Here is a 21,557-nt window from a genome sequence, read left to right as displayed (position 1 = left end):
GTTGGGGCAATGAGCATGCCGTCTTTGCGATATTGCCTCCGGTTTGACCGCAGCCGCCGTGCCCTCTTCAGGATGTCCGAGCAATGCGGGCACAAAAAAAGGGCGGGGATGAACCCGCCCTTTTAAATTGGTCTTTTCCCTGAGCCGAATTACGCGGCGGTGACAGGAGCCTCGGGAGCGCCGGGGGCCTTTGGCAGGGTGAAGCGATAACGGATCTTGCCACGCTTGGCAGAAGCACGGGCTTTGCGCTTGGTGCGTTCTTTGGGAGTCTCATGCGCACGCAGGCGGCGGACTTCTTCGAGGATGCCGTCCATTTCGAGGCGGGTCTTGAGACGTTTGAGAGCGCGGTCAACGGGCTCGCCTTTACGGATCTGAATTTCGGTCATAAACGGGTCTGGGTGGTTTGGGAAAAGGGCAGGGAAAGTAGGGGAATGATGGCGGGCGTCAAATGGAATGTGACCTCAAGCGACGAGAGTCTGCTCGCGGTCCGGGCCGATGCCGACGAGGCTGACGCGAGCGCCGGTCAGTTCTTCGAGGCGTTTGAGGTAGGCTTTGGCCAGCGGAGGGAGGTCGGCGAAGTTCCGGATGCCGCTGAGGTCCTGCTTCCAGCCCTGGTGGGTTTCATAGACAGGAACGCAGGCGGCCAGATCGGCGGCGGTGCTCGGCGGGTAGTGAATGGTCTTGCCGCGCAGGGTGTAGGCGGTGCAGATCTGGATGGTGTCCAGACCATCCAGGCCGTCGAGGTTGGTGATGGCGAGTTCATCCGCACCGTTGATCATGACGGCGTAGCGCACGAGGACGGAGTCCAGCCAGCCGCAGCGGCGGGCGCGGCCGGTGGTGGCGCCGAATTCACGGCCCATGTTATGCAGCATGTCGCCGATGGCGTCATTTTCAGTGACGAAGGGGCCGCTGCCGACGCGGGTGGTGTAGGCTTTGCCCACGGCCACGACCTTGTCGATCATGCGTGGAGGAACGCCGGAACCGGTGCAGGCACCGCCGGAGGTGGTGTTGGACGAAGTGACGAAGGGATAGGTGCCGTGGTCGATGTCGAGGTAGGTGCCCTGGGCTCCTTCAAAGAGCAGATTCTTGCCTGCTTTGATCGCCTCGTGGAGATACACCGTGGTGTTGGTGATGTGCGGAGCCAGCGTTTTGGCGGCTTCGAGCATTTCCTTCACGGTTTCTTCGACGGGGACGAGTTCGACTCCGAGTTCCGCGAAGGTGGCATTGTGACGGGCAAGGCGGTCGCGGAGTTCCTCTTCGAAGATCTCCGGCTGCGTCATCAAGATGGTGCGCAGGCCGTCGCGCTCGACTTTGTCAGCATAGGCAGGGCCGATGCCGCGACCGGTGGTGCCGATCTTTTTGTCGCCACGCTTGGCTTCACGTGCCTTGTCGAGGCCGCGGTGGTAGGGCATCACCAGGTGGGCGGTTTCGCTGATGAGGAGATTTTCCGGGGTGATGGTGACACCCTGGCCGCGCAGTTTGGCCATTTCGGCGAGCAGACCGGTGGGGTCCATGACGACGCCGTTGCCGATGACGCAGATCTTATCTTTCCAGAGAATGCCGGAAGGGATCAGGTGCAGAATGTACTTGGTGCCGTTGCTGATGACGGTGTGGCCGGCGTTGTTGCCACCGGCGGCGCGGACGACGACGTCCGTGTTCTCAGTGAGGTAATCAACGATTTTACCTTTTCCTTCGTCGCCCCACTGGGCACCGACAATGATTGTATTAGACATGGATTCTTTTCTTGGGATGGCGGCATGGGGAAGCCGCAAAGGGGTTGTTTTTCATGACGCGCAGACCGTACCATGGCAGCCGGAAGGACCGCTGGAGTGCTCCGTACGGGAGCCAGGTTCGCAAGCGCGTGCTATTTTGGCAGTCTCAGGCTCCCATTTGATTGGCGAAATAAATGGCGGCACCGCAGGCCAGTATGCCAGCTACTCCGAGCAGGGTCACCAGAGCTCCGCCGGGATTTTTTTGCTTCACCTTCGGGCCAAAGCCGGTGCGCAGACGACCATTGTAGGGGAGGCTGCCATACCCGCTGGAGGGAGTGGAAACTGTGGCGGTCGGGGCGGAATAGGCTTCTTCTTCACCATCGCCCAGGAAAACGCAGTTCACATTGCCAAGCTGAAACGCACCTCCTGAGGTGAGATTGACGGTTTCGACGCGGGAACCGCCGATTTTGGTGCCATTGGTGGAACCAAGGTCGGTGAGCGTCCAGCTGCTGCCGTCGAAGGTGAACTCACCATGATGACTGGACACAGAATCGTCAGCGATGATGAGCTGGTTGTCATCAGCACGTCCCACGGACATGCGTTCGGCGTCGAGTTCGAGGGCGCCAGAGGCACCGTCAGGAGTGGTGAATTGAATACGTGGCATAACAGTGCAGTTCTAGCAGGCCGGGGCTGGGGTGGCAAGAGGGATTCACGGCGGGTCGCTGCGAGCTTGCGCGGGCGGGCGTTCTTGCTAGGAAGGCTGGCAACCATCCCCGCCACCCTCGTGACCCAAATTTTTGAAATCCTCGGTAAATTCGACACTGAAAGCGACTGCCACAAGCTGCTCTACGCTCCCCACCCGCTGCCGCTGAAATATCGCGAAGGTCGGGTGTACAAGATCGAGTTCGAAGGGGATGAGGCGGCGCTGAAGGCTTTTGTGGACAAGGTTTTGATCGATTCCATCAGCCAGGAGGCCCGCATCGGCGGCCAGCCGGCATTTGAAAAAGCCGCCTTTGTGCTCGAATACGGAATGAAAGGCGCGGCGCTGGATCTGGAAAAAGAGATGATCCTCAACTATTACCGCAGCATCCAGAATCCGGGTTTTGAGATCAAGAAGCTCACCCTGCGGACCCGCATTTATGTCTTTGGAGAAGGTGCGGAGCCGGCTCAGTTCGTGCGTGACATTGTCAACCCTGCCATCCATACGCACGAGGTTCTCAAGGCTGCCTGAGCATAACCTTCACCGCTTTCGATAGCAGGCCTGCATGAGTGGCGTTTGTGGTTGCTCCATGAACCCAACCACTTCCAACCCACGGCTTCTGTCCCTCGATGCTTTTCGAGGGTTCATCATGCTGCTGATGGCCTCCGGGGGCTTGGGCATAGCGCAGATGGCGGCGGCGCATCCAGGCTCTGTCTGGGAGTTCATCAAACCGCAGTTCGCGCATCAGGACTGGCAGGGCTGCTCCTTGTGGGATCTGATCCAGCCGAGCTTCATGTTCATGGTGGGCATGGCGGTACCGTTTTCGTATGCGAAGAGGCGTGAGCACGGGCAGTCGTTTTTTGGCATGGCCTGGCATGCGCTCTCACGCTCCATCCTGCTGGTGGCGCTGGGGGTGATGCTGGCCACGCGGTCGGGAGACAAGCATACGGTGTTTCTCTTTACCAATGTGCTGGCGCAGATCGGCCTCGGCTATTTCGTGCTGTTTCTCCTGTCACGCATGGGGTGGGAATACATCTTGTCCGGCATCATTCTGATTCTGGCGGGGTATACCTGGTTCTTCGTCAATCATCCACTGCCGACGCCGCAGGAACTCGCCGCCATCGCGGGCATGAAGGACTCGGCGCATGGGATCCTGCCAGGTTTTGCCGGGCATTGGAACATCCACACCAATGCCGCTGCCGCCTTTGACCGCTGGTGGCTCAATCTCCTGCCGCAGGCTCAGCCTTATCAGTATACCAATGGGGGCTATCAAACGCTCAACTTCATCCCTGCGCTTGCCACGATGCTCGGTGGCGCTCTCACGGGTGGCTTCCTGATGAACAGCCGGAAAACGGACAAAGGCAGGTGCGCCACACTGCTGATCACAGGCATTCTGCTGGTGGTGGCAGGCACGGCGCTTGATTTCAAAATCCTGCCCGTGGTGGGTGCGCAGCTCGATCAATACACGCTGCTGCCAGTGGTGAAGCGCATCTGGACACCCTCCTGGGCTATACTGAGCGGTGGCTGGGTGCTCATCCTGCTTTCGATCTTTTATTGGCTGGTGGAGATCCTCGGCATGAGGCGGCTGGTTTTCCCGCTGGTGGTCGTGGGCATGAACAGCATTGTGATTTATCTGCTGCACAGCCTGTGTGCGGGGTGGATCAACGAGAATCTGCACAAGCACCTGCCGGAGACGGCTTTCCCGGCGTACTGGACACCGGTCATTGAGCGTTGCGGAGTGCTTTTTGTGCTTTGGCTGATCTGCTGGTGGCTGTATAAACAGAAGGCCTTTATCAAACTGTGATCCTCCGATTTCTCCTCCTCTCCGTCTTCACCTGTCTCGTCGCCTGCCAGCACAAGCAGGCCGCTGCTACACCTGAATCGAACTCAGCGGAGCAGGCGCGTTATCACAAGGTCGGACTTATCACGCTGCCAGACCTGCAGCACGCCAGTGCCTGGGAGAAGCTCATTCACGTGGACATGGGGGTGCCCGCGAGCAAGATCGAAGTGCAGGCGGGCCCGGGCTTCACCACCGTGACCATTCGAGATCTCAATAACCGGGCGGATATCGAGAGTGTGGCGCAGGAATTGCGTGCCATTGCAGAGAAGAAGCCCGAGAAGTTTGGCGTGACGAAGGTGGAGGTGAGGCTCAACAGCGCCCCGGCCACGATCAACCCGTTTACGCTGCCCACGGAGTCCGCTCCGGCCACGCCTAATCCGAGCTCGGTTCTCCCAACGCTTTCATTACCGCCGTTCCGCATCGACGGCCGCTGAGAAGCGCGCCGTTGATGGAGACCTGCTCACACCAGTCGCCGCAGCGGTAGAGGCCCGGCTGGATCACACTGGCAAGAGGGCCTTCACCGAGACGCAGCTGCCTGCTCTCCGGCTGCGCATGACGAATCTGGTAGGTGCGCAGGTGCCGCCATTTGGAGACGACGGCCTCTCCGAACCATCTGCGCATTTGTTCGCGCACGACCTGCTCCAATTCGGTGCTGGATGGAGCGCCAATGATGGAAGCGGAGATGAGATGCTGTCCCGGCGGCGCATAGTGTGGAGAGACGCGCGAGAGTGCGAGAACACTGTTGACCGGACCGCGGCCATCCCCATCCAGATGCAGGATGGCATCCCCTGGCGGCAGGTCATCCGTGGCAAAATACATGCAGGTGGTGGAGCGGCTGGGAAGGAGGGTGGTGTTTTCCACAGGAGGCAACAGCCGATGAGCCACCTCTTCACTGACCGCGACAATCACATGGTCTGCATGCAGCACTTCTCCGGTGTCCAAGGTGACCTCACCAGCCCGCACGGCGGCCACCGGAGCATTCAGGCGCAGGCTTCCCGGTGGCAGAGCCAGGGCAAGCTGATTCGGGATCGCCTGCATACCACGTGCTGGCACCGCGCTGCCCGCCCGGTCAAACATGGCAAATAAAAACAGCATCATGCGTGCGCTGGTGCGCAGATCCTTTTCCAGAAAGACCCCGCCAAAAAACGGGCGGAAGAAGCGGTCGATCATGTTTTCAGAGAATCCAAAGTCGCGCAGGTAATCCTCTGTTTCCATTTCTGGGAGCTCGGCCGGGGGGGCGCGCAGGCCGAAAACCTCTTTGCGCAGCAGCAGCGTGGTCCATTTGTCACGCAGGGAGACAATGGATTCGTTGAAGTTTTTCAGAGCTGTGAGCGGATGAGCCAGAGGGTCCGCCAGGCGGTGGAAACGATTCTTGACGAAGACATCCGCCCCACGGTAGATCGGTCGCAGGTCGAGAGCCTCATAGTCCAGCACTCGCCTGGCCTCAGGATAGGCCGGCAGGAAGATCTGGAAGCCGCGGTCGAGCTGGAAGCCATCCACCACATCCGTGCGCACCCGGCCGCCAACGGCGTTGGAGGCCTCCAAAATGGTGAAGGGGCGACCTGCCGCCGCCAGCACACGGGCACATGCCAGCCCCGCAAGGCCGGCGCCGATGATTACTATTTTGGGCTGTGCTTCACTCATTCATCCTTAATCAGTCCTGCTCTCACCTTGGACATACCTTTTGGCTTTGCAAGCACGGGAGGCATGGCAAGCATGGGGCATGCCAGCCCCCCGCATCCTCATTCTCGGCTCCACCGGTGGCTTGGGCCGCGCCTTGCACCGCCACTTTGCCGCCCGTTTTGAAACTCTGTCATTGGGACGTGCTGAGCTGAATTTTGAGCGGCCAGACACCATCACTGCTGCTCTCGCATCACAGAAATTCGATGTGCTGCTCAATGCCGCTGGCATGACCAGCCCGGATGTTTGTGAAGGCGAACCGGAGCGCGCATTCCTGGCCAATGCGGTGGCACCGCAGATTCTTGCTGAATGCTGTGAGCTGCGTGGAGCACGCATGATCCATTTCAGCACCGACTATGTGTTCAGCGGGAAGGAGCGTGACTTGTGGTTTGAGGCAGATGAGACGGTCCCGGCAAACATTTACGGCCGCACCAAGCTTGCCGGAGAGCAGGCGGTGCTGAAGGCATCTCCCGGCGCTCTCGTGGCACGTGTTTCGTGGCTGTTTGGTCCGCACAAACCCAGCCATCCTGACAGCATCATTCAGCGTGCGCTGCAGACTGACGACCTGAGTGCCGTGGCAGATAAAATTTCGGTGCCGACGAGCAACGCTGACATCTGTGGCTGGATCGAACAATTGATAGTCCGGCATCCGACAACCAGCGGCGTGCTGCATCTGTGCAACAGCGGCGTCGCTTCATGGCATTCCTGGGCTGAGGCCGCGCTCACCATTGCCGCCCGGCTGGAGGTGCCGGTCAAAACGACAATCGTGAAGCCCATCGAACTGGCCAGCCTGACGCAGCTCAAGGCACCACGCCCCCTCATGACCGTGATGAGCAATGCGAAATTGCAAAGCCTGCAGGGCGGTGAGATTCGCAACTGGTTCGATGCGCTGGAAGAGTATTTGGTGCAGAAGTATCAGCCCCAATGACTCCCGCCTCCGCCATGACCCGCTGCGACATCCTTCATGAGGATCGTTTCCTCATTGTGGTGAACAAGCCACATGGCGTGCTCTCGCACCCGAACCCGAAGGCGGGCAAACCGCAGATGGCGGCGTTTGAAGGCAGCTATGATCATGACCGGCGCTGCTTCAAAACAGCGGCTGGAATGGTGTGGCTGCTGCATCGTCTTGATCAGGACACCTCGGGTGTCTTGCTGGGGGCCAAGGATGAAAAAACAGCCGCTGCATGTCGTGCGGCTTTTGAAGCGGAGCTGGTGCGAAAAAAATACCTCGCCCTATGCAGCGGCAGTGCTGCCAAGCCTGAGGGCGTGTGGCTGGATCATCTCATCACAGCTCACGCCAAACATCAGGTGCGCACGACGGTGCGCCATGGGGCGCGTCCGAATGCGGAGGCGAAATACCGGGTGCTGGAGGCGAATGCGCTCAATCGCGTGGTCCTGCTCGAAGTCGAGCTGATCACCGGCAAGACACATCAGATCCGCGTGCAGGCGGCTTCACGGCAGCTTCCGCTGGTGGGGGATGATGTGTACGGCTCCTTTGATCTGAACCGCAAACTGCGCAAAACCATTCTGGCCAAACGGCTCTTCCTGCATGCTCATGAACTGAGCCTGAAGCATCCCGCATCGGGGCAGCAGCTCACCGTCAAAGCACCGCTGCCGCCAGATCTGCTGGCGGTTCTGGAGGCAGCGGGCATGAAGGCGGTTTAGGCGCGCTTGAGCAGGAAGTACTCGATGCCATCGACGAGTGCCTTCCAGCTCGCGTCGATGATGTTGCAGCTCACTCCGACGGTGCCCCAGGTGGCGTTGCCATCCGTGCTGGTGATGAGCACACGCGTCTTCGCCGCCGTGCCGGTGCCGCCGTCGATAATGCGCACCTTGTAGTCTGCCAGGCGCATGTCCTTGAGCGCCGGGAAGAAGGGCAGAAGAGCCTTGCGCAGGGCATTGTCCAGCGCATTCACCGGGCCGTCGCCTTCATCCACGGTGTAAACACGGCTCTCACCCACTTCGAGTTTGATGGTGGCTTCGCAGGTTTCAAAACCATGCTCGCCGCCGTGAAAGCGGTGCGTGGAGTGATACTCGATCAGGTTGAACACCGGCTGATGCTGGCCGAGTTGCTTGCGGATGAGCATCTCGAAGGAAGCCTCTGCAGCTTCGAATTCGTAGCCTTCGCTTTCGAGGCGCTTCACTTCAGTGAGGATGGTCTGCACCCGGGTGTCGCCCTTGGCGAACTTGAAGCCCATGCCTTCGGCTTTCACCAGCACGTTGGACTGGCCGGACATGTCTGAGATGGTGATGATGCGCTGGTTGCCGACGAGTGTGGGATCCACGTGCTCGTAGGTGCGGGCCAGTTTCTGCACCGCGTGTACATGAAGGCCGCCTTTGTGTGTGAACGCAGCCACGCCCACATAGGGGGCGCGGATGTCATGCGGCACATTGGCGAGTTCATCCACGAAGTTGGCGAGCTCGCGCAAACGGGTGAGGTCGATGCCGAGCGGGATGCCCATCTTGATCTGCAGATTGGGCATGATGGTGGTGAGGTTGCAATTCCCCACGCGCTCACCATAGCCATTGATGGTGCCCTGCACCTGGCAGGCACCGGCGCGCACGGCTGCGAGGGCGTTGGCCACACCGACACCGCCGTCGTTGTGTGTGTGGATGCCCACAGGGCGCCCCAGATGAGCGATGACTTTGCGGGTCGTGTCCTCAACGAACTCAGGCAGCGCGCCGCCGTTGGTTTCGCAGAGCACGATGAGATCTGCTCCGGCATCCTGGGCGGCCTTGATGGTTTTGAGCGAGTATTCCGGGTCCTCCTTGAAGCTGTCGAAGAAATGCTCCGCATCATAGAGCACTTCGCGGCCATGCTTTTTCAAGTAGGCCACCGTGTCAGAGATCATGGCAAGGTTCTCTTCCAGGCTGACTTGGAAAACTTCAGTGACGTGCAGCGCCCAAGTCTTGCCGACGATTGTCACGGCAGGTGTTTTGGCATCGAGCAGCATTTTGACCTGTGGATCGTCCTCGACCTTCATTTTGCCACGGCGGGTCATGCCAAAGGCGGTGATCTTCGCGGTCTTCCAGTGGCGCTTGGAGGCCTCTTCGAAAAAGGCGGCGTCTTTGGGGTTGGAGCCGGGCCAGCCGCCTTCGATGTAGTGCACGCCGAATTCGTCGAGCTTTTCCGCGACGCGGATCTTGTCGAGCGTGCTGAAGGAGATGCCGGTGCCCTGCGTGCCGTCACGCAAGGTGGTGTCATAGATGGTAACTGGAGACATGTGGGGAGGGGAAATGAAGAGATGGAAGGTGGGTGCAACGAGAAAACTGGCCGGGGTGGCGGTTGCCATGAGGTCCGGAACGCCGAATGCCGGGGGCGCTTTAAGCGCAGGCATGCATGAAAACGGACTCTCCCGGCGGCGTCAGGCGCGGATGAGTCCGAAACTAATTCGGGTGGTTGGGCGAATTTCAGGGCGGTTTCCCATGAGCAGCGCGAGTTTTACGCCGGGGGAACCCTGCTGGCAAAGGGAAGTTTTCACCTGCCAGGGGCCATTGGCCCGCCTGAAGCCTGCATGTGCGGGAGTGGGGCTTATTTGCCCAGCATGCCCTCAAGACCTGACTGGATGGCAGGCTTGGCGTTGCGCAGTGAGGGCTGCTCCCAGCCATTTGCGGGCAATACCTTGCCTTCGAGGGCAGGGCGCACCTCAAGATGTCTGCGGATCAGCATGTCGGCCATGGTGGCATCGTCATGTTCAGCCATGCGTGCCAGAGGGATGTCACTCAGGTCCAGTTTGGGAATAAAAGGCTTCTCAGGAACGACGGGGGCCGCAGTGACTTCTACGCCGGTCTTGCCAGCAGGATGCGAAAGCAGCCAGAGGCTCATGGCGCAAACGGAAGCCGCTGCCGCCACCATGCCCCATTTGGGCACCAAAAGATTGCTCCACCAGGTGGTGGCCCGCTCCCAGAACAATTCCAAGGACGACTGCTGCAGCATTTCAGCGCGCTGCCTCTGATGAAACTGCTGAAGAAACTTTTCGGTGAACCCTTCCTCAGGTTGTTCGAACCGCTTCAATCGAATCAACCGCTGGATGTCTTCAAACTCACTCATGGCGTGCTGTGGATTGTTGTTTCTTTTCGTTGATGAGAGGCGTTATCACTTAACGAAGTCTTCAAGATAAGTTTGCAGCAGGCGATGTGCATAAAACAAACGTGATCTGACAGTCCCTTCCGAGACTCCAAGTATCTTGCTGATTTCGGCATGCTGGAGACCTTGGACATCGTACAAAGTCACCACCGTACGATGGTCTTCCGACAGCTTCATCATGGCTGCGTTCAACCTTTTTTGCAGTTCATGGATGTTTACTTCGCGCAGCGTGCCCGAGTTGGCCGTGGTGACGCGAATGAATTCGGGATCGTTCTCGATGCCCGTATCTACATCGTCAAGACTGACTTTATGATGCCTTCCGCGCTTCTTAAGAAAGTTCAAAGTCATGTTCACCGCGATGGAATAGATCCATGTGTAAAATGAAGACTTGCCCATGAAGCGCTTGATGGAGCGGTAAGCTTTGGCAAACACATCCTGCAGCAAGTCGGCGGTGTCCTCGCGGTTCGAGGTCATGTTATAAATCAAACCATAGAGCTTGGGTGTGTACTTCCGGACGAGGTCATCAAAGGCACGCGTGTCACCCGCCTGAGCTTTGTCCACCAGGATGCGATCCTCAGCAGAACTGCTGTTGGGCGCGGGCGGGTTCAGCGAAGCGATGGGGGTCGCTGCGGCGCTGAGTGATGATTCTTCCATTAAAGTAAGAGAAACACTCGTTGACTCAAGAGACAAGCATTTCTTATGGACGCATAAATATCAATTATTTTTGAACGCTCCACAGGTGATCGACACAAATCTGCGACCACGTTTCAAGCTGGTCGCGCATGGCATGCAGCTCCGCCAGAGTGTGAAAGCGCAGGTCCTGGATGGCGTCTTCATTGGACTTCACATCGTCGCTGCTGAGGTCAAAGAAATGCACCACTCCGAGGTGCACGCTGCCGACTTCCGTCGCGTCGTCGTTGATCAGGCCGATGACCTTCTGCGTGTGCGTGCCGCCGATCACCAGCTCCTCGGCCATCTCACGTTCGACGCCGTTGTAGTACATCGTTTCTCCGAGGCCATCCTGTGCCGTGTCCACCGGATTGATGTGTCCGCCGATGCCAATGGAGCGCTTCGCCACGAGGCGCTTCTCTCCCGAACTGCCGCCGCGTGTGTAGCTCAGATAGCGGCCTTCGTGATGAAAGATGGCATAGGGGATGAGCTGCTTGTGGGAGGGGTCTTTTTCAGCCGCAGGGCGCTCCATGAAGTGATTGGCTCCCGGGGCCAGCATCGCGTGCAAGTAGCGCGTGGCATCGGCTTGAAAGCCTTGAAAACTGCCGAGTTGATCGAAGAGCTGACGGGTGATGACGAGAACGTGTTCCATGTGAAGACCGGCAGAATGGATGGCGGTGCGGGGTGCGCAACCAATCAATCCAGCAACCACACATCGGCGGCATCCCCCGCCTGCATATTTTGCCCGGCTTCCAGCCGCAGCAGTGCATTCGAACGGCTCAGGGACAGCAGGGCATGGCTCTGCTGCAGGCCGAAGGGCATGAACTGACCTTGGGTGAGCGTGCCACGCAGATAGTGGGGCCGGTCACCCGGATTCGAGAGCGCAGTCCCGGTGGTGGCGGGGATCAGGCGTGGCTTGAGATGGGATTGCGCCGCGCCCATCATTTTTAGCAGAGCCGGACGTACAAACAGCAGGTAGGTCACGAAGGAAGACACCGGATTTCCCGGCAGGCCGAAGACATAGGTTTGTGCGTCTTGGGCAAAGAGAAACGGCTTGCCCGGCTTCACCTTCACGCGCCAGAGGCCGGGCTCGATGCCGAGCGCTTTGAGAGCGGGCTTGATCTGATCATGATCACCGACGGAAACACCGCCGCTGATCAATACGACATCATGGGCCTGTATCAGTTCACGCAGGGTCTCGGTGGTGCTTTTCAGATCATCCCGGCAGTGGGCCTGGGTGCTGGTGCGAATGCCCAGCTGAGCCAGCATACCACGCAGCATGAGGCCGTTGGTGTTGTAAATCTGCCCGGCCTGCAGCGGGCCGGCGCCGGGCGTCACCAGTTCATCCCCCGTGCTCAGCACCGCCACACGCGGCAGCGCATGCACGGAGATTTGATCGAGCCCCTGCGAGGCCAGCAATGCCATGCGTCCGGGGGTGATCTGCTCTCCCGCGCGCAGCACGAACTGGCCCTGGCAAAGATCTGCTCCAGCGCGCCGGATGTTTTCTCCAGCGGTGACGGGATCGGTGCAAATGATGGCATCTCCTTCACGCCGCACATCTTCCTGCATGATCACGGCATCGGCTCCGGCGGGAACTGGCGCACCGGTGAAAATGCGAATGGCGCAACCGCTTTGGAGTCGTAGTCCGTCATCCAGTCCGGCTGCCTGTTCGCCCGTCACACGCAGTGGCTGGGCGCTCGTGCTCTCGGCGGCGATAATGGCATAGCCATCCATCGCGGATTGATCAAAGGCCGGAATCGGTACTGTGGCCGTCATATCCTGTGCGGCATACCGATCCAGCGCATTCATTAATGTCGCTTGTTCGGCCGGCAGGGGCGTCACCGCCGCCAGCACACGTGCGAGTGCCTCGCTTTCGGAGATCATCGGATCACAGGCGGTAGTTTGCTCAGATCCGCCTCAGGCTCTTTTTCGGGCGGTGGGGCAGGGGCCAACGGAGCCTGCCGCAGGGGCGGCGGCGCAGCCTGTGCTGGAGCCGGAGATGGAACGAAGGTTGGCTGGACTGGTGCCATCGGCTGAAATGGAGCATCCAGCGGAGGGATCACATCGGCCTTCATCACCGGAGCCAAAGGCACGATGGCACCCGATGCGGTGGTCGTGGTGGGCGGTGGCGGTGCATCGCGCTTGATCTGATAGATCACTAGATCGCGCAGCTGCGGGGTGCCCTGCGTGATGTCCGCCGTGATGTAGTTGCCTTTGCGTTCCGGTGTCACCTTGAGCTTCGCATCCGTGCCGTTGATGCCCTGGGAGATGATCTCGGTACCCGCCGGAATGTCCACCCGGTGCTCGCAATTGATGAGCACGTAGTTCTGCTCCGGGTTCACCAGCTCGATCACGCCAATCACCTTGGCCTCGCCAACTCGCTTGTCCTCGGGCGATTTCTTCGAGGATCCAAACTTTTTGGCAAGATAGCTGCAACTGGACAGCCCCAGCAGCAAAAGAAGGCATAGGTGGCGCAGAAACTTCATGCCCTATTGATGCCGCATCGGCGGCTGGCTGTCCAGCGGCTACCCAAACATGCCCGGTTTCGACCTCAGTCGGGAAGCGGAAGCTTCGTGTCACCCATGGCAGCAAAGAATGCGAGGATACCCCAGCAAATTTTCTGACCTGGAGACAAGCGGGGCTTGTCGTCAAAACCAGTCACTTTTTTCGCCTCGCCAAGGAGGACGCCGTGTTCCCAATGGCGCACAGGTTGTTTGGGAACAAAGACGCGTTTGCCATCTCGTTTGTCCGTAAACCAGGTTCCATCATGGTCGGTTCGCGGTTGTGTGGCGCCATAGCCAGCCGGGACATAGGTCGGCGGATTGCTGGCGACTTGGTGCCATATCTTGAGGCTGTTCCAAGCAGCATCCGGCTTCGAGCGGGTGGCGCACGAAGTGGCAAGCAGTGAGCACACCAGCAAACACAGCCCCCGCGCAAAGAATGGCGGAGGGCAGGCTGCGTTCATGGCGCTGGTTTTTAGATGATGCCCAGCTTCGTCAGCGTGGCGCTCAGCTCCGCGACCTTCTCGGGCTCCATGCCGGTCATCGGCAGCCGCAGCTCATCGGTGCAGTAACCGGCCAGCGCCATCGCCGTCTTGATCGGGATGGGGTTGGTGGAGAGCTTCAGGAAGGCGGCGAAGAGAGGGTAGTACTTCGTGTGGATCTTCAGAGCGGAGACGTAGTCGCCCTTGAGGGCCAGCTGTACCATCTCGCTGATCTGCTTTGGAATGATGTTCCCCGCCACGCTGACAATGCCCACGCCGCCCACGGACATGAAGGGCAGGGTGAGGCCGTCGTCGCCGGACATGATCTCAAAGTCCGCCGGAAGGATCTGCTTCATCTGGCTGACGCGCTCGGGATTGCCGCCGGCTTCCTTGATGGACCGGATGTTCGGGCAGTTTTCCGCGAGACGGACGAGCACATCCAGGCCGATCTCAATGCCGCAGCGTCCGGGGATGCTGTAAAGCATGAGCGGGAGCTTGGTATTGTCGGCGATGGCTTTGAAATGCTGGTACAGGCCTTCCGGGGTCGGCTTGTTATAATAAGGCGCGACCTGCAGGGATGCGGTGGCACCTGCTGCTTCGGCTTCCTGCGTGAGCTCGATGGCCTCACGGGTGGAATTAGATCCTGTGCCTGCCATCACCACGCCACGTCCCTTGGAAAACTCGACGGTCAGCTTCACCACGCGGGTGTGCTCTTCGTGATCCAGCGTGGGGGACTCCCCGGTGGTGCCGCAAGGCACAACGCCTGTCACACCGTTGTCGAACTGGAAGTCGATGATCGATTTGAGGGCGGCTTCATCGACTTGGCCGTTGCGAAAGGGGGTGACGATAGCGGTGTGGGTTCCTGCGAACATAAGGGGATGGGAAGAATACAGTGTTTCGGACTGAAAACTGAGAATTGAAAACTGAAAATTGGAAATTTAGGGGACGGCGGCGACCTGAGCGGAGGCGCTTTCAGCTCTCAATCCCTGGGGCTCCGGGTGTTTGTCTGGTCAGATGGTGACGCTCCCCGTGAAAACAAAGTCCGCCGGGCCAAACAGAGTCACATTGGTGTACTCGCTCTTGTCGGGTTCTTCGAAGCCGACTTTGAGGGTGTCGCCGCCTTTGACGAGGACGCTGATGGGGCTGGGCTCGCCGGTGAGTTCGTGATAAATCAGGGCGCAGGCGACCATGCCGGTGCCGCAGGCGAGGGTTTCGTCTTCCACGCCGCGCTCATAGGTGCGGATGGCGATGCTGCCGGGGGCGACGACCTTGGCGAAGTTCGCATTGGTGCCTTTGGGCTTGAAGGCTTCGTGGTAGCGCAGGGATGCCCCCCACTCGCGAACGGGCACGGCTTCCAGATCGTCCACCATCACCACGGCGTGCGGCACGCCGGTGTTCACGCTGTGCACGGTCAGCCCGGCACCAGACACTTCGAGGTGGTTGGACAGCTTGAGGTTGTGCGGGGCGCTCATGTTGATGCGCACGTGACCGCCTTCGAACTCGGCAGAGATGATGCCGGCCAGCGTCTCAAAGCGGATCTTGGTGAGCGTATCGCCGTGAAGATGATTCACGAAGCGGCCAAAGCAGCGCGCACCATTGCCGCACATCTCGGCCTCGCCGCCGTCGGCGTTGTAGTAGCGCATCTTGAAGTCGCCGTCCGCCGTGGCGGGCTCCACGCAGAGGAGGCCATCGGCCCCGATGCCGCGATGGCGGTCGCAGAGCTTTTCGATCTGCTCTTTGGTCAGCGCGATGGAAAGGTCGCGATTGTCCAGCATGACGAAGTCATTGCCGGCGCCGTTCATTTTGGTGAATGAGAGAGTCATAGGAGGAAAATCAGAGGGCTTTGACGGCGTCCACGAGGGGCTTCACGAAGGCTTCCACCTTCGCGGCGCAATCCGGGGACGAACCGTTTTGTTCAATCAACTTTACGATGGCGCTGCCGACCACGACGCCATCGGCTTTACTGGCGATCTCGGCGGCTTGGGCGGGATTAGACACGCCGAAGCCCACGCAGACCGGCACGTCCGTGGCCGCTTGGATGATGGCCACCTGCTCGGCGATGCCCGAGGCGATCTCCACCTGCGCGCCCGTGACGCCGAGGCGGCTTACATAATAGACGAAGCCTTCTGCGCTTTTCGCAATGCTGGTGATGCGTTCGGTCGAGGATGTCGGGGCGATGAGCTGGATGTGGCGCAGTTCCGGCGTGGGCTTGAGCTCCGCATTCTGCGCGACCTCATCCGGCGGCAGGTCCAGCACCAGCACGCCGTCGGCTCCGGCGGCAGCCGCGTCGATGTGGAATCGCTCATAGCCGTAGGTGTAGACGGGATTGAGGTAAGTGAAGAGCACCAGCGGCACCTGGGACTGCGTGCGCAACTTTTTGATCATCTCCAGCACCTTGGGCGTGGACGCTCCAGCCTTCAGCGCACGGTCCGCCGCCATCTGGTTCACCACGCCATCCGCCAGCGGGTCGGAGAAGGGTACGCCAAGTTCAACGACATCCGCGCCCGCACGCTCCAGGGCCAAAACGATGTCAATCGTGGCATCCAGCGTGGGATCCCCGGCGCAGACATAGGCAACGAATGCCTTCTTCTTCTGAGTGCGAAGCTGGGCAAAACGGGCGTCGAGACGGTTGGTGGGGGCTGACATGGGGCGTGGTGTTTAGCATGCAATTCCGGTGTTGTCGAATGTCGGAATGCAGTCGGTCCGAGTTGAGAGCTGGATAGGTGGCAGTGCCCGGAGTTGGAAAAATTGACATGTAAAAAATGTGCTGTTACTTGAATAGTGGTTAAGAAATTTCATTATTCCCTGTGCGCGATGAATGCGCTGACTATGAACTTCAGGTCTTGAATCTTCAGAGACTAGAGAAATATGATTACAGCAGCCAAGCGTTGGATTTTAGTCACACTTTTTCTCACGGTAGTTGTTAACAGCCTGAATGCTCGCGAGTGGAAAAGTGCCGATGGAACAAAGACTTTTCACGGGCAGCTCATTTCATACAGCCCGCCGGATGTCACGGTGAGTTTGAAAGATGGAACTCGCATGAAGTTTAATGAAAGGCTGCTCAGCAAGCAGGACAAACGGTATTGTTACCTTGCGAATCGAGTTCTAAGCAACTCGTATCCGAACATCCCGTTCAAGGTGCTTCAAGTTTTGGATTACGGCATGCTTGTCAATGAGCAGCCAGCTCAAAACCCCTATTACACAAACGAATTCATGATGATCTGGGGGGATTTCAAAAATGACATCGCTGACAATGAAACATACAATGGAGACATTTACTGGGCTGGATCATACACTTACAAGGATGGAAAAGGATATGAGCGAACGATACGCAGTTTTGCACCCACTTTAGACGAGGCAGTCGCCATTTGGGAATACCGGTTGTCTCCTTCTGACGAAAACTCGGGGAAAAGACGCACGCCAAAGCTCACCAAGGAGAGTCTTTCATCGAGCGGCACTGCATTTGCCGTTACGAGCAACGGGCACGTTGTGACCAATGCTCACGTTGTTGACGGGGCTCAAAAAATCTCTGTGCGCGTGGGGGATGTGTTTGTTGCTGCCAAGCTTGTTGCCATCGATCACCAAAATGACCTCGCTGTTCTCAAGGTGGATGCAGCAACGATTCCGATCAAAATCGGTGCGGGTGATTCTGTAAAACTGGGGGACGATATCGCTGTCGGGGGCTTCCCGAATCCTGAAATTCAGGGGACGAGCATCAAGCTGACACGTGGGGTGATCAGCGGGATGAAAGGCATGCAGGATGATATTCGGCATTATCAAATCGATGCGGCCATTCAACCGGGTAATTCAGGCGGTCCGCTGTTAAGCATGAGCCAGTCTGTGGTGGGGGTGGTCAATGCCCGTCTCAATGACACTTCTGTGGCGCTCGCCACTGGTTCCCTGCCACAAAATGTCAATTATGCCATCAAGGTTGATTATCTCATGCCTCTGCTTCGAAGTGTCGAAGGCTTAACCGAGCAGGTGGCCAAAGAGACATATGCTTCTGATCTTTCTATCGGTCAATGTCTTGAACGGTCGGCATATTTGGTCGTATGCAAGCTGGAATCAGAGTGAGGATAATGGGGCATTGATCCGTGTCATTCTCGAATGCCCGGAATCTACATCGCCGCTCTCCTGACCAGTCTTGTTGCCATCGCGGGTTTTGGCGCGCTCATCTACAAGCTGCCCAAACCTGCCAATGGCTGGCTGCTGCTGGGGGCGATCATGATCTGCCTGCCGCTGAAGCCGCTGGCCTTTTACTGGGTGCGCCTGCCGTTGGATCATTGGATTGCCGGACATCTGGCGAGGACATCTTTTGCCTATCAGTTCATGGCGTCACTGTATGCGCCGCTGACGGAGGAGTCTGCGAAGCTGCTGGTGCTGCTGATTCCAGCGATCTTGCGTGACATACGGCCTGAGAACTTCACCCGCTATGCCCTCGGCATCGGGCTCGCCTTTGCGCTGGGGGAGATGTGGTTCATCGCGGAGCGTATCTCCCACCAGCCAGCTTTGGCGAAGCTGCCGTTTTATCAGTTTGGCGGATACGTAAGCGAGCGGCTGATGACGTGTGTGTTTCACAGCGCCTTTGTGGCCATCACGCTCTCGCGTCTGCGCCGGGGCTGGTTGTTGGGGCTTGGCGGAGCCATGGCGGCACACTGGGCGGCGAACTTTCCCATCAGCCTCATGACCTGGAATGTGGGAGGTCTGGGCCGTGCGATTTGGGAGGTGATTGTGGCTGGTGGCTCTTTTGATCGGAGCATTGACCTGGCTTGCTTACCTCATCTTTGGAAAGGTTCTGCCCCTGCGCTTGATGTACGGCATCCGGCACTGTCCGGAGTGCGCCTACGACTTCGAGCCTTCCATGGGCTCTGGACCAAGATGAGTGCCGCCAAGCAAATAGCGCCACTCGACCCTCCGGGCTGATGTGACGCGTTTGCTGTCCAGCACTCCAATCGCTCAGAGGAACCTAGTTCTTGAAATGGCTGGTGATGAACTCCACCAGCTTCTCATCGCTCATCGGATTGGAGGTGCTTTGGGTAACGACAGTCTTTTTAAACTGGGGTGTTTCGGCGAGGTGATGAACAAATTGCTCCTGGATCGTGCCGCTGCCGGTGATGTGGATCTCGTCCGCGTTCACCAGATGGTGGTCGATCTCTTTGAAGAACTTGTGAATCAGGGTGATTTCGAGATGGTTTGCCGCATTCTCGCTCGAGTTGGAGCCCGGACCTGGATTCTTGGCATGACCAAGGACGGTGAACACGGCGGCGGCGGGGTCGTAGCCGATCATGGTCGCGTGATGAGTGTCCATCCAAATTCCGAAGCGCTTTTTGATTTTGTCTGACATAGGATCTCAATGACGGGCGAATGGCGGGCATAACAATGGGGCGTACACCCCAGATGCCGGCCCACGAATGCCAACCCATCCAAGGCCGAACAAAACGGATGCAGGCTAGGGATCGTATGGGATATGTCGGGACATTGACGCTTCCCGCTCGCCGTCGTCTAATCCGGGTGTTGGTTGTCACTCGCATATCATGAAAGACCACTCGCAGAACTTATCCCGAGGACAACGCATCGTGGTTTGGTTATTCGGCGGTGCTTGTTTTGCATTTGGCCTCTTGTTGTTCGTTGACATCATAACTGATGATCTTTACGGATATTGGCGCACACGCGCCGAGGTTACAGCGGTTGCGCACTTGCGCTCAGTTGAGTCCCGGACATTGAGTGGAGGTACAACTTCGACCATCGTGCGTTACGATTATCAAGTCGGAGGGGAATCGTTCACAGGATCGCGAATCGCTATTTTCAAGAAGACTCGCGATTTCTACGAACGGTTGTCCTCCTCTTTTCGTTCCGGCGCGCCCATCCGCGTGTTCATCGACCCACAGCATCCATACTTTGCCGTCATTGACCGCGACTTTGCGTGGTGGCCATTCATTGTGGCTGTCCCATTCTCGCTGATATTCACAACCACCGGCTTTCTCATTCTTCGACACCTAATGCGAACGCAAGAAACATTTAACCATGCGCTGTAGCGACCCCAGCCATTGGGCTACTGTTGCACTCCGTTCGTCCGGCGAGTCGAGTCGCTGAGCTTGGGCTCCTTAGACACACCTCACCCAACCACCACCTCATCCCCCAACCGCTTGTCAGGCACGAGGTAGCCCTGCACGTAATCCCGCACCGCCTCGGCCAGCGGGGTGATCTCGGTGCTGAACCCTGAGCCGCGCAGTTTGGTGATGTCGGCGCAGGTGTAGTATTGGTACTTCGACTGCAGGTGCTCGGGCATGTCGATGAACTCGATGTTCGGCTCTTTGCCCAGGGCGGTGAAGATGGCGGTGGCGAGTTCGACCCAGGTGTGGGCTTTGCCGGAGCCGAGGTTGAAGAGGCCGCCGGCGCTTGGGGTTTCGGCGAGGTGGAGGGTCATGCGGATGGCGTCCTTCACGTAGAGGAAGTCACGCATCTGCTCGCCGTCCTTGTAGTCGGGGCGGTGGGATTTGAAGAGCTGGACTTTGCCGGTGGCGAGGATCTGGCCGCAGGCCTTGTGCACGAGGCTGCGCATGTCGGCCTTGTGGTCTTCGTTGGGGCCATAGACGTTGAAGTACTTGAGGCCGACGATGTTCGGCAGCCAGCCTTCGCGCCGGGCGTGGAGGTCGAAGAGGTGCTTCGAGTAGCCGTACATGTTCAGCGGGCGCAGGGCGTGGATGTCGGGCATCTGGTCGTCCATGCCATGGGCGCCGTCCCCGTAGGTGGCGGCGGAGGAGGCATAGACAAAGCGCGTCTGATTGGCGAGCGACCACTGGCAGAGCTGCTTGGTGAACTCGTAATTGTTCCTCATCAGGTAGTCGGCGTCGCGTTCCGTGGTGGCGGAGCAGGCGCCGAGGTGGAGGACGTGGTCAAAGTGGCCGAGCTTGCCGGGGCTGTGCAGCACGGCCTGCAGGAGGTCGTTGCCGTCGATGTAGTCGGCAAATTTGAGCGGGACGAGGTTCTTCCACTTCTCGTCGGTGCTCAAGCGGTCGCAGACGACGATGTTTTCGCAGCCCCGGCGGTTGAGCTCCCAGACCAGGGCGCTGCCGATGAATCCGGCTCCGCCGGTGATGAGGATGCGACTTTCCGTATTTTTCATGAGCCCGTCTGGTAACGGGAAAAACGCCGAGATTCAAGCCGGAGCTTGAGTTTGCCTGGTTCTCCGAAAGTTCCCTTTGAAAATGAACGGCCTAAGCCGCCATGGCCTCGGGCTGCTGAGCGGAGTGCATGGGGAGCTGCTCGCGCCAGAGGGCCGGATGCAGGAAAGTGGCCCGCGGGTCACGCTCCCATTCGCCTTCCCAGCCGATCACAGTTTCCATGACCATGGGATGCGGGCACTGGATGGCAGGGTACAGCCACTGCTGATCCGCCACCACGAGCTTGGGAATCAAGGCATTGCCATGATATTCGATTTCCCATCCTAGAAGAAGGGGCTCTTCGTCCGTGAAACCGGCGAGTCCCTTGGGGTGCTCCACCCAGCCGACGAGACCACTGTTATTCAGAGCATCCCAAACTTCGCGCATTTCCAGATCCACACGCACGGCAAAACCTGTAGTCTTGGCGGCATGGCCACCATTGACGGGATCCCGGCTGACGAGGCCGAACAGAATGCTCGTGGGGCAGTTGTCAGGGACGATATCCACCTGAAATCCAAAGCGGATGGGATGATCCGGCAATAGCAGGCTTCCATAGCTTTGAAGCTGGAAGCCTGAGAATGCGGGATCAGCAGCAGCAGTGGCGATGAGCGATTCCATGGAATTCTAAAAAATTAGGATTAGTTTATTAAAAATGCACTCAGTTATTGAAATTTCAATGTATTTTATTCAAATGCCTTACTTTTGTCACTCAAAATCTTAAAA

25 protein-coding genes are annotated in these 21,557 nt (G+C 58.5%); 8 read left to right on the top strand and 17 right to left on the bottom strand.

Translation table 11 applies throughout. From position 1 onward, the window contains the following. Positions 1-149 precede the first annotated feature (149 nt). The 3 genes from rpsU to WAW39_RS14120 all read right to left on the bottom strand — a co-directional run bounded on the left by rpsU (position 150) and on the right by WAW39_RS14120 (position 2,376). On the bottom strand, positions 150-386 hold the full coding sequence (gene rpsU, locus WAW39_RS14130) for a 30S ribosomal protein S21 (RefSeq protein ID WP_422319846.1): 237 nt from the start codon (positions 384-386) through the stop codon (positions 150-152). A gap of 75 nt (positions 387-461) precedes the next feature. Next, positions 462-1,733 carry an adenylosuccinate synthase gene (locus WAW39_RS14125; protein ID WP_422319845.1) on the bottom strand — a complete coding sequence of 424 codons (1,272 nt, stop codon included), beginning with the start codon at positions 1,731-1,733 and terminating at the stop codon, positions 462-464. 145 nt (positions 1,734-1,878) lie between these two features. Beyond that, on the bottom strand, positions 1,879-2,376 hold the full coding sequence (locus WAW39_RS14120) for an FHA domain-containing protein (protein ID WP_422319844.1): 498 nt from the start codon (positions 2,374-2,376) through the stop codon (positions 1,879-1,881). Between the two features lie 120 nt (positions 2,377-2,496). Here WAW39_RS14120 and WAW39_RS14115 point away from each other — a divergent pair, with 120 nt between their 5' ends. From WAW39_RS14115 to WAW39_RS14105, 3 genes are read left to right on the top strand one after another with little or no spacing between them, the layout of a single operon-like run. Then, positions 2,497-2,943, top strand: coding sequence for a hypothetical protein (locus WAW39_RS14115; RefSeq protein ID WP_422319843.1), 447 nt, complete (start codon positions 2,497-2,499; stop codon positions 2,941-2,943). Positions 2,944-3,001: 58 nt separating this feature from the next. Beyond that, the gene (locus tag WAW39_RS14110) at positions 3,002-4,216 is read left to right on the top strand and encodes an acyltransferase family protein (RefSeq protein ID WP_422319842.1); all 1,215 of its coding nucleotides are present in this window, start codon (positions 3,002-3,004) and stop codon (positions 4,214-4,216) included. After that, positions 4,213-4,686, top strand: a complete 474-nt coding sequence (locus WAW39_RS14105) for a hypothetical protein (RefSeq protein ID WP_422319841.1) — start codon at positions 4,213-4,215, stop codon at positions 4,684-4,686. Before WAW39_RS14110 ends, WAW39_RS14105 begins: the two co-directional genes overlap by 4 nt. On the opposite strand, the gene WAW39_RS14100 is transcribed toward WAW39_RS14105, so the two are convergent. After that, positions 4,625-5,896 (bottom strand): protoporphyrinogen/coproporphyrinogen oxidase, encoded by a 1,272-nt coding sequence (locus WAW39_RS14100; RefSeq protein ID WP_422319840.1) that lies wholly within the window; start codon positions 5,894-5,896, stop codon positions 4,625-4,627. The two genes, WAW39_RS14105 and WAW39_RS14100, sit on opposite strands and share 62 nt — an antisense overlap. A gap of 79 nt (positions 5,897-5,975) precedes the next feature. Between WAW39_RS14100 and rfbD the strand changes: the two genes are divergently transcribed. Next, entirely contained in the window at positions 5,976-6,860 is an 885-nt protein-coding gene (gene rfbD, locus WAW39_RS14095; RefSeq protein ID WP_422319839.1) for a dTDP-4-dehydrorhamnose reductase, read from the top strand. After that, on the top strand, positions 6,857-7,597 hold the full coding sequence (locus WAW39_RS14090) for an RluA family pseudouridine synthase (RefSeq protein ID WP_422319838.1): 741 nt from the start codon (positions 6,857-6,859) through the stop codon (positions 7,595-7,597). The genes rfbD and WAW39_RS14090 overlap by 4 nt, the downstream gene beginning before the upstream one ends. Here WAW39_RS14090 and cimA read toward each other — a convergent pair. From cimA to trpA, 10 genes are all read right to left on the bottom strand, one after another. After that, the gene (gene cimA, locus WAW39_RS14085) at positions 7,594-9,156 is read right to left on the bottom strand and encodes a citramalate synthase (protein ID WP_422319837.1); all 1,563 of its coding nucleotides are present in this window, start codon (positions 9,154-9,156) and stop codon (positions 7,594-7,596) included. The genes WAW39_RS14090 and cimA overlap by 4 nt on opposite strands. Positions 9,157-9,464: 308 nt before the next feature. Further along, positions 9,465-9,983: a hypothetical protein gene (locus WAW39_RS14080; protein ID WP_422319836.1), complete on the bottom strand. Its 519-nt coding sequence runs from the start codon at positions 9,981-9,983 to the stop codon at positions 9,465-9,467. 45 nt (positions 9,984-10,028) lie between these two features. Continuing rightward, a complete protein-coding gene (locus WAW39_RS14075) occupies positions 10,029-10,673 on the bottom strand; it encodes a sigma-70 family RNA polymerase sigma factor (RefSeq protein WP_422319835.1) in 645 nt (214 codons plus the stop codon). Between the two features lie 64 nt (positions 10,674-10,737). After that, complete coding sequence (locus tag WAW39_RS14070) at positions 10,738-11,340, bottom strand: hypothetical protein (protein ID WP_422319834.1); 603 nt, start codon at positions 11,338-11,340, stop codon at positions 10,738-10,740. A 44-nt stretch (positions 11,341-11,384) separates the two neighbouring features. Next, the gene (gene glp / locus WAW39_RS14065) at positions 11,385-12,572 is read right to left on the bottom strand and encodes a gephyrin-like molybdotransferase Glp (RefSeq protein ID WP_422319833.1); all 1,188 of its coding nucleotides are present in this window, start codon (positions 12,570-12,572) and stop codon (positions 11,385-11,387) included. Next, positions 12,569-13,174 carry a hypothetical protein gene (locus tag WAW39_RS14060; RefSeq protein ID WP_422319832.1) on the bottom strand — a complete coding sequence of 202 codons (606 nt, stop codon included), beginning with the start codon at positions 13,172-13,174 and terminating at the stop codon, positions 12,569-12,571. The genes glp and WAW39_RS14060 overlap by 4 nt, the downstream gene beginning before the upstream one ends. A gap of 65 nt (positions 13,175-13,239) precedes the next feature. Further along, complete coding sequence (locus WAW39_RS14055) at positions 13,240-13,653, bottom strand: hypothetical protein (protein WP_422319831.1); 414 nt, start codon at positions 13,651-13,653, stop codon at positions 13,240-13,242. An 11-nt stretch (positions 13,654-13,664) separates the two neighbouring features. Next, positions 13,665-14,543 carry a 4-hydroxy-tetrahydrodipicolinate synthase gene (gene dapA / locus WAW39_RS14050; RefSeq protein ID WP_422319830.1) on the bottom strand — a complete coding sequence of 293 codons (879 nt, stop codon included), beginning with the start codon at positions 14,541-14,543 and terminating at the stop codon, positions 13,665-13,667. 138 nt (positions 14,544-14,681) lie between these two features. Next, positions 14,682-15,494 carry a diaminopimelate epimerase gene (gene dapF, locus WAW39_RS14045; protein WP_422319829.1) on the bottom strand — a complete coding sequence of 271 codons (813 nt, stop codon included), beginning with the start codon at positions 15,492-15,494 and terminating at the stop codon, positions 14,682-14,684. Positions 15,495-15,504: 10 nt separating this feature from the next. Beyond that, positions 15,505-16,317, bottom strand: coding sequence for a tryptophan synthase subunit alpha (gene trpA / locus WAW39_RS14040; protein ID WP_422319828.1), 813 nt, complete (start codon positions 16,315-16,317; stop codon positions 15,505-15,507). Positions 16,318-16,539: 222 nt separating this feature from the next. Between trpA and WAW39_RS14035 the strand changes: the two genes are divergently transcribed. Together WAW39_RS14035 and WAW39_RS14030 are read left to right on the top strand one after the other, a co-directional pair. Further along, positions 16,540-17,745 (top strand): S1C family serine protease, encoded by a 1,206-nt coding sequence (locus WAW39_RS14035; protein ID WP_422319827.1) that lies wholly within the window; start codon positions 16,540-16,542, stop codon positions 17,743-17,745. A gap of 33 nt (positions 17,746-17,778) precedes the next feature. Then, on the top strand, positions 17,779-18,594 hold the full coding sequence (locus WAW39_RS14030; RefSeq protein ID WP_422319826.1) for a hypothetical protein: 816 nt from the start codon (positions 17,779-17,781) through the stop codon (positions 18,592-18,594). Between the two features lie 43 nt (positions 18,595-18,637). Here WAW39_RS14030 and WAW39_RS14025 read toward each other — a convergent pair whose 3' ends face one another. Then, a complete protein-coding gene (locus WAW39_RS14025; RefSeq protein ID WP_422319825.1) occupies positions 18,638-19,015 on the bottom strand; it encodes a hypothetical protein in 378 nt (125 codons plus the stop codon). A 190-nt stretch (positions 19,016-19,205) separates the two neighbouring features. On the opposite strand from WAW39_RS14025, the gene WAW39_RS14020 reads away from it, so the two are divergent. Next, positions 19,206-19,706: a DUF3592 domain-containing protein gene (locus tag WAW39_RS14020; RefSeq protein ID WP_422319824.1), complete on the top strand. Its 501-nt coding sequence runs from the start codon at positions 19,206-19,208 to the stop codon at positions 19,704-19,706. A gap of 80 nt (positions 19,707-19,786) precedes the next feature. On the opposite strand, the gene rfaD is transcribed toward WAW39_RS14020, so the two are convergent. Together rfaD and WAW39_RS14010 are read right to left on the bottom strand one after the other, a co-directional pair. After that, complete coding sequence (gene rfaD, locus WAW39_RS14015) at positions 19,787-20,797, bottom strand: ADP-glyceromanno-heptose 6-epimerase (protein WP_422319823.1); 1,011 nt, start codon at positions 20,795-20,797, stop codon at positions 19,787-19,789. Between the two features lie 91 nt (positions 20,798-20,888). Beyond that, positions 20,889-21,452, bottom strand: a complete 564-nt coding sequence (locus tag WAW39_RS14010) for a hypothetical protein (protein ID WP_422319822.1) — start codon at positions 21,450-21,452, stop codon at positions 20,889-20,891. Between the last annotated feature and the right edge of the window lie 105 nt (positions 21,453-21,557).

This window comes from Prosthecobacter sp. (assembly GCF_049294395.1).
In the GTDB taxonomy this organism is placed as follows: Bacteria; Verrucomicrobiota; Verrucomicrobiia; order Verrucomicrobiales; family Verrucomicrobiaceae; genus Prosthecobacter.
Note: the sequence above shows the minus strand (reverse complement) of the source record. Positions and strands in the feature narration are given on the sequence as shown.

Bases quoted from the DNA above. Each gene is read 5' to 3' on its own strand.
- rpsU (WP_422319846.1), bottom strand. From the start codon at position 386: ATGACCGAAATTCAGATCCGTAAAGGCGAGCCCGTTGACCGCGCTCTC.
- WAW39_RS14125 (WP_422319845.1), bottom strand. From the start codon at position 1,733: ATGTCTAATACAATCATTGTCGGTGCCCAGTGGGGCGACGAAGGAAAA.
- WAW39_RS14120 (WP_422319844.1), bottom strand. From the start codon at position 2,376: ATGCCACGTATTCAATTCACCACTCCTGACGGTGCCTCTGGCGCCCTC.
- WAW39_RS14110 (WP_422319842.1), top strand. From the start codon at position 3,002: ATGAACCCAACCACTTCCAACCCACGGCTTCTGTCCCTCGATGCTTTT.
- WAW39_RS14100 (WP_422319840.1), bottom strand. From the start codon at position 5,896: ATGAGTGAAGCACAGCCCAAAATAGTAATCATCGGCGCCGGCCTTGCG.
- rfbD (WP_422319839.1), top strand. From the start codon at position 5,976: ATGCCAGCCCCCCGCATCCTCATTCTCGGCTCCACCGGTGGCTTGGGC.
- WAW39_RS14090 (WP_422319838.1), top strand. From the start codon at position 6,857: ATGACTCCCGCCTCCGCCATGACCCGCTGCGACATCCTTCATGAGGAT.
- cimA (WP_422319837.1), bottom strand. From the start codon at position 9,156: ATGTCTCCAGTTACCATCTATGACACCACCTTGCGTGACGGCACGCAG.
- WAW39_RS14080 (WP_422319836.1), bottom strand. From the start codon at position 9,983: ATGAGTGAGTTTGAAGACATCCAGCGGTTGATTCGATTGAAGCGGTTC.
- WAW39_RS14075 (WP_422319835.1), bottom strand. From the start codon at position 10,673: ATGGAAGAATCATCACTCAGCGCCGCAGCGACCCCCATCGCTTCGCTG.
- WAW39_RS14070 (WP_422319834.1), bottom strand. From the start codon at position 11,340: ATGGAACACGTTCTCGTCATCACCCGTCAGCTCTTCGATCAACTCGGC.
- glp (WP_422319833.1), bottom strand. From the start codon at position 12,572: ATGATCTCCGAAAGCGAGGCACTCGCACGTGTGCTGGCGGCGGTGACG.
- WAW39_RS14060 (WP_422319832.1), bottom strand. From the start codon at position 13,174: ATGAAGTTTCTGCGCCACCTATGCCTTCTTTTGCTGCTGGGGCTGTCC.
- WAW39_RS14055 (WP_422319831.1), bottom strand. From the start codon at position 13,653: ATGAACGCAGCCTGCCCTCCGCCATTCTTTGCGCGGGGGCTGTGTTTG.
- dapA (WP_422319830.1), bottom strand. From the start codon at position 14,543: ATGTTCGCAGGAACCCACACCGCTATCGTCACCCCCTTTCGCAACGGC.
- dapF (WP_422319829.1), bottom strand. From the start codon at position 15,494: ATGACTCTCTCATTCACCAAAATGAACGGCGCCGGCAATGACTTCGTC.
- trpA (WP_422319828.1), bottom strand. From the start codon at position 16,317: ATGTCAGCCCCCACCAACCGTCTCGACGCCCGTTTTGCCCAGCTTCGC.
- WAW39_RS14035 (WP_422319827.1), top strand. From the start codon at position 16,540: ATGATTACAGCAGCCAAGCGTTGGATTTTAGTCACACTTTTTCTCACG.
- WAW39_RS14030 (WP_422319826.1), top strand. From the start codon at position 17,779: ATGCCCGGAATCTACATCGCCGCTCTCCTGACCAGTCTTGTTGCCATC.
- WAW39_RS14025 (WP_422319825.1), bottom strand. From the start codon at position 19,015: ATGTCAGACAAAATCAAAAAGCGCTTCGGAATTTGGATGGACACTCAT.
- WAW39_RS14020 (WP_422319824.1), top strand. From the start codon at position 19,206: ATGAAAGACCACTCGCAGAACTTATCCCGAGGACAACGCATCGTGGTT.
- rfaD (WP_422319823.1), bottom strand. From the start codon at position 20,797: ATGAAAAATACGGAAAGTCGCATCCTCATCACCGGCGGAGCCGGATTC.
- WAW39_RS14010 (WP_422319822.1), bottom strand. From the start codon at position 21,452: ATGGAATCGCTCATCGCCACTGCTGCTGCTGATCCCGCATTCTCAGGC.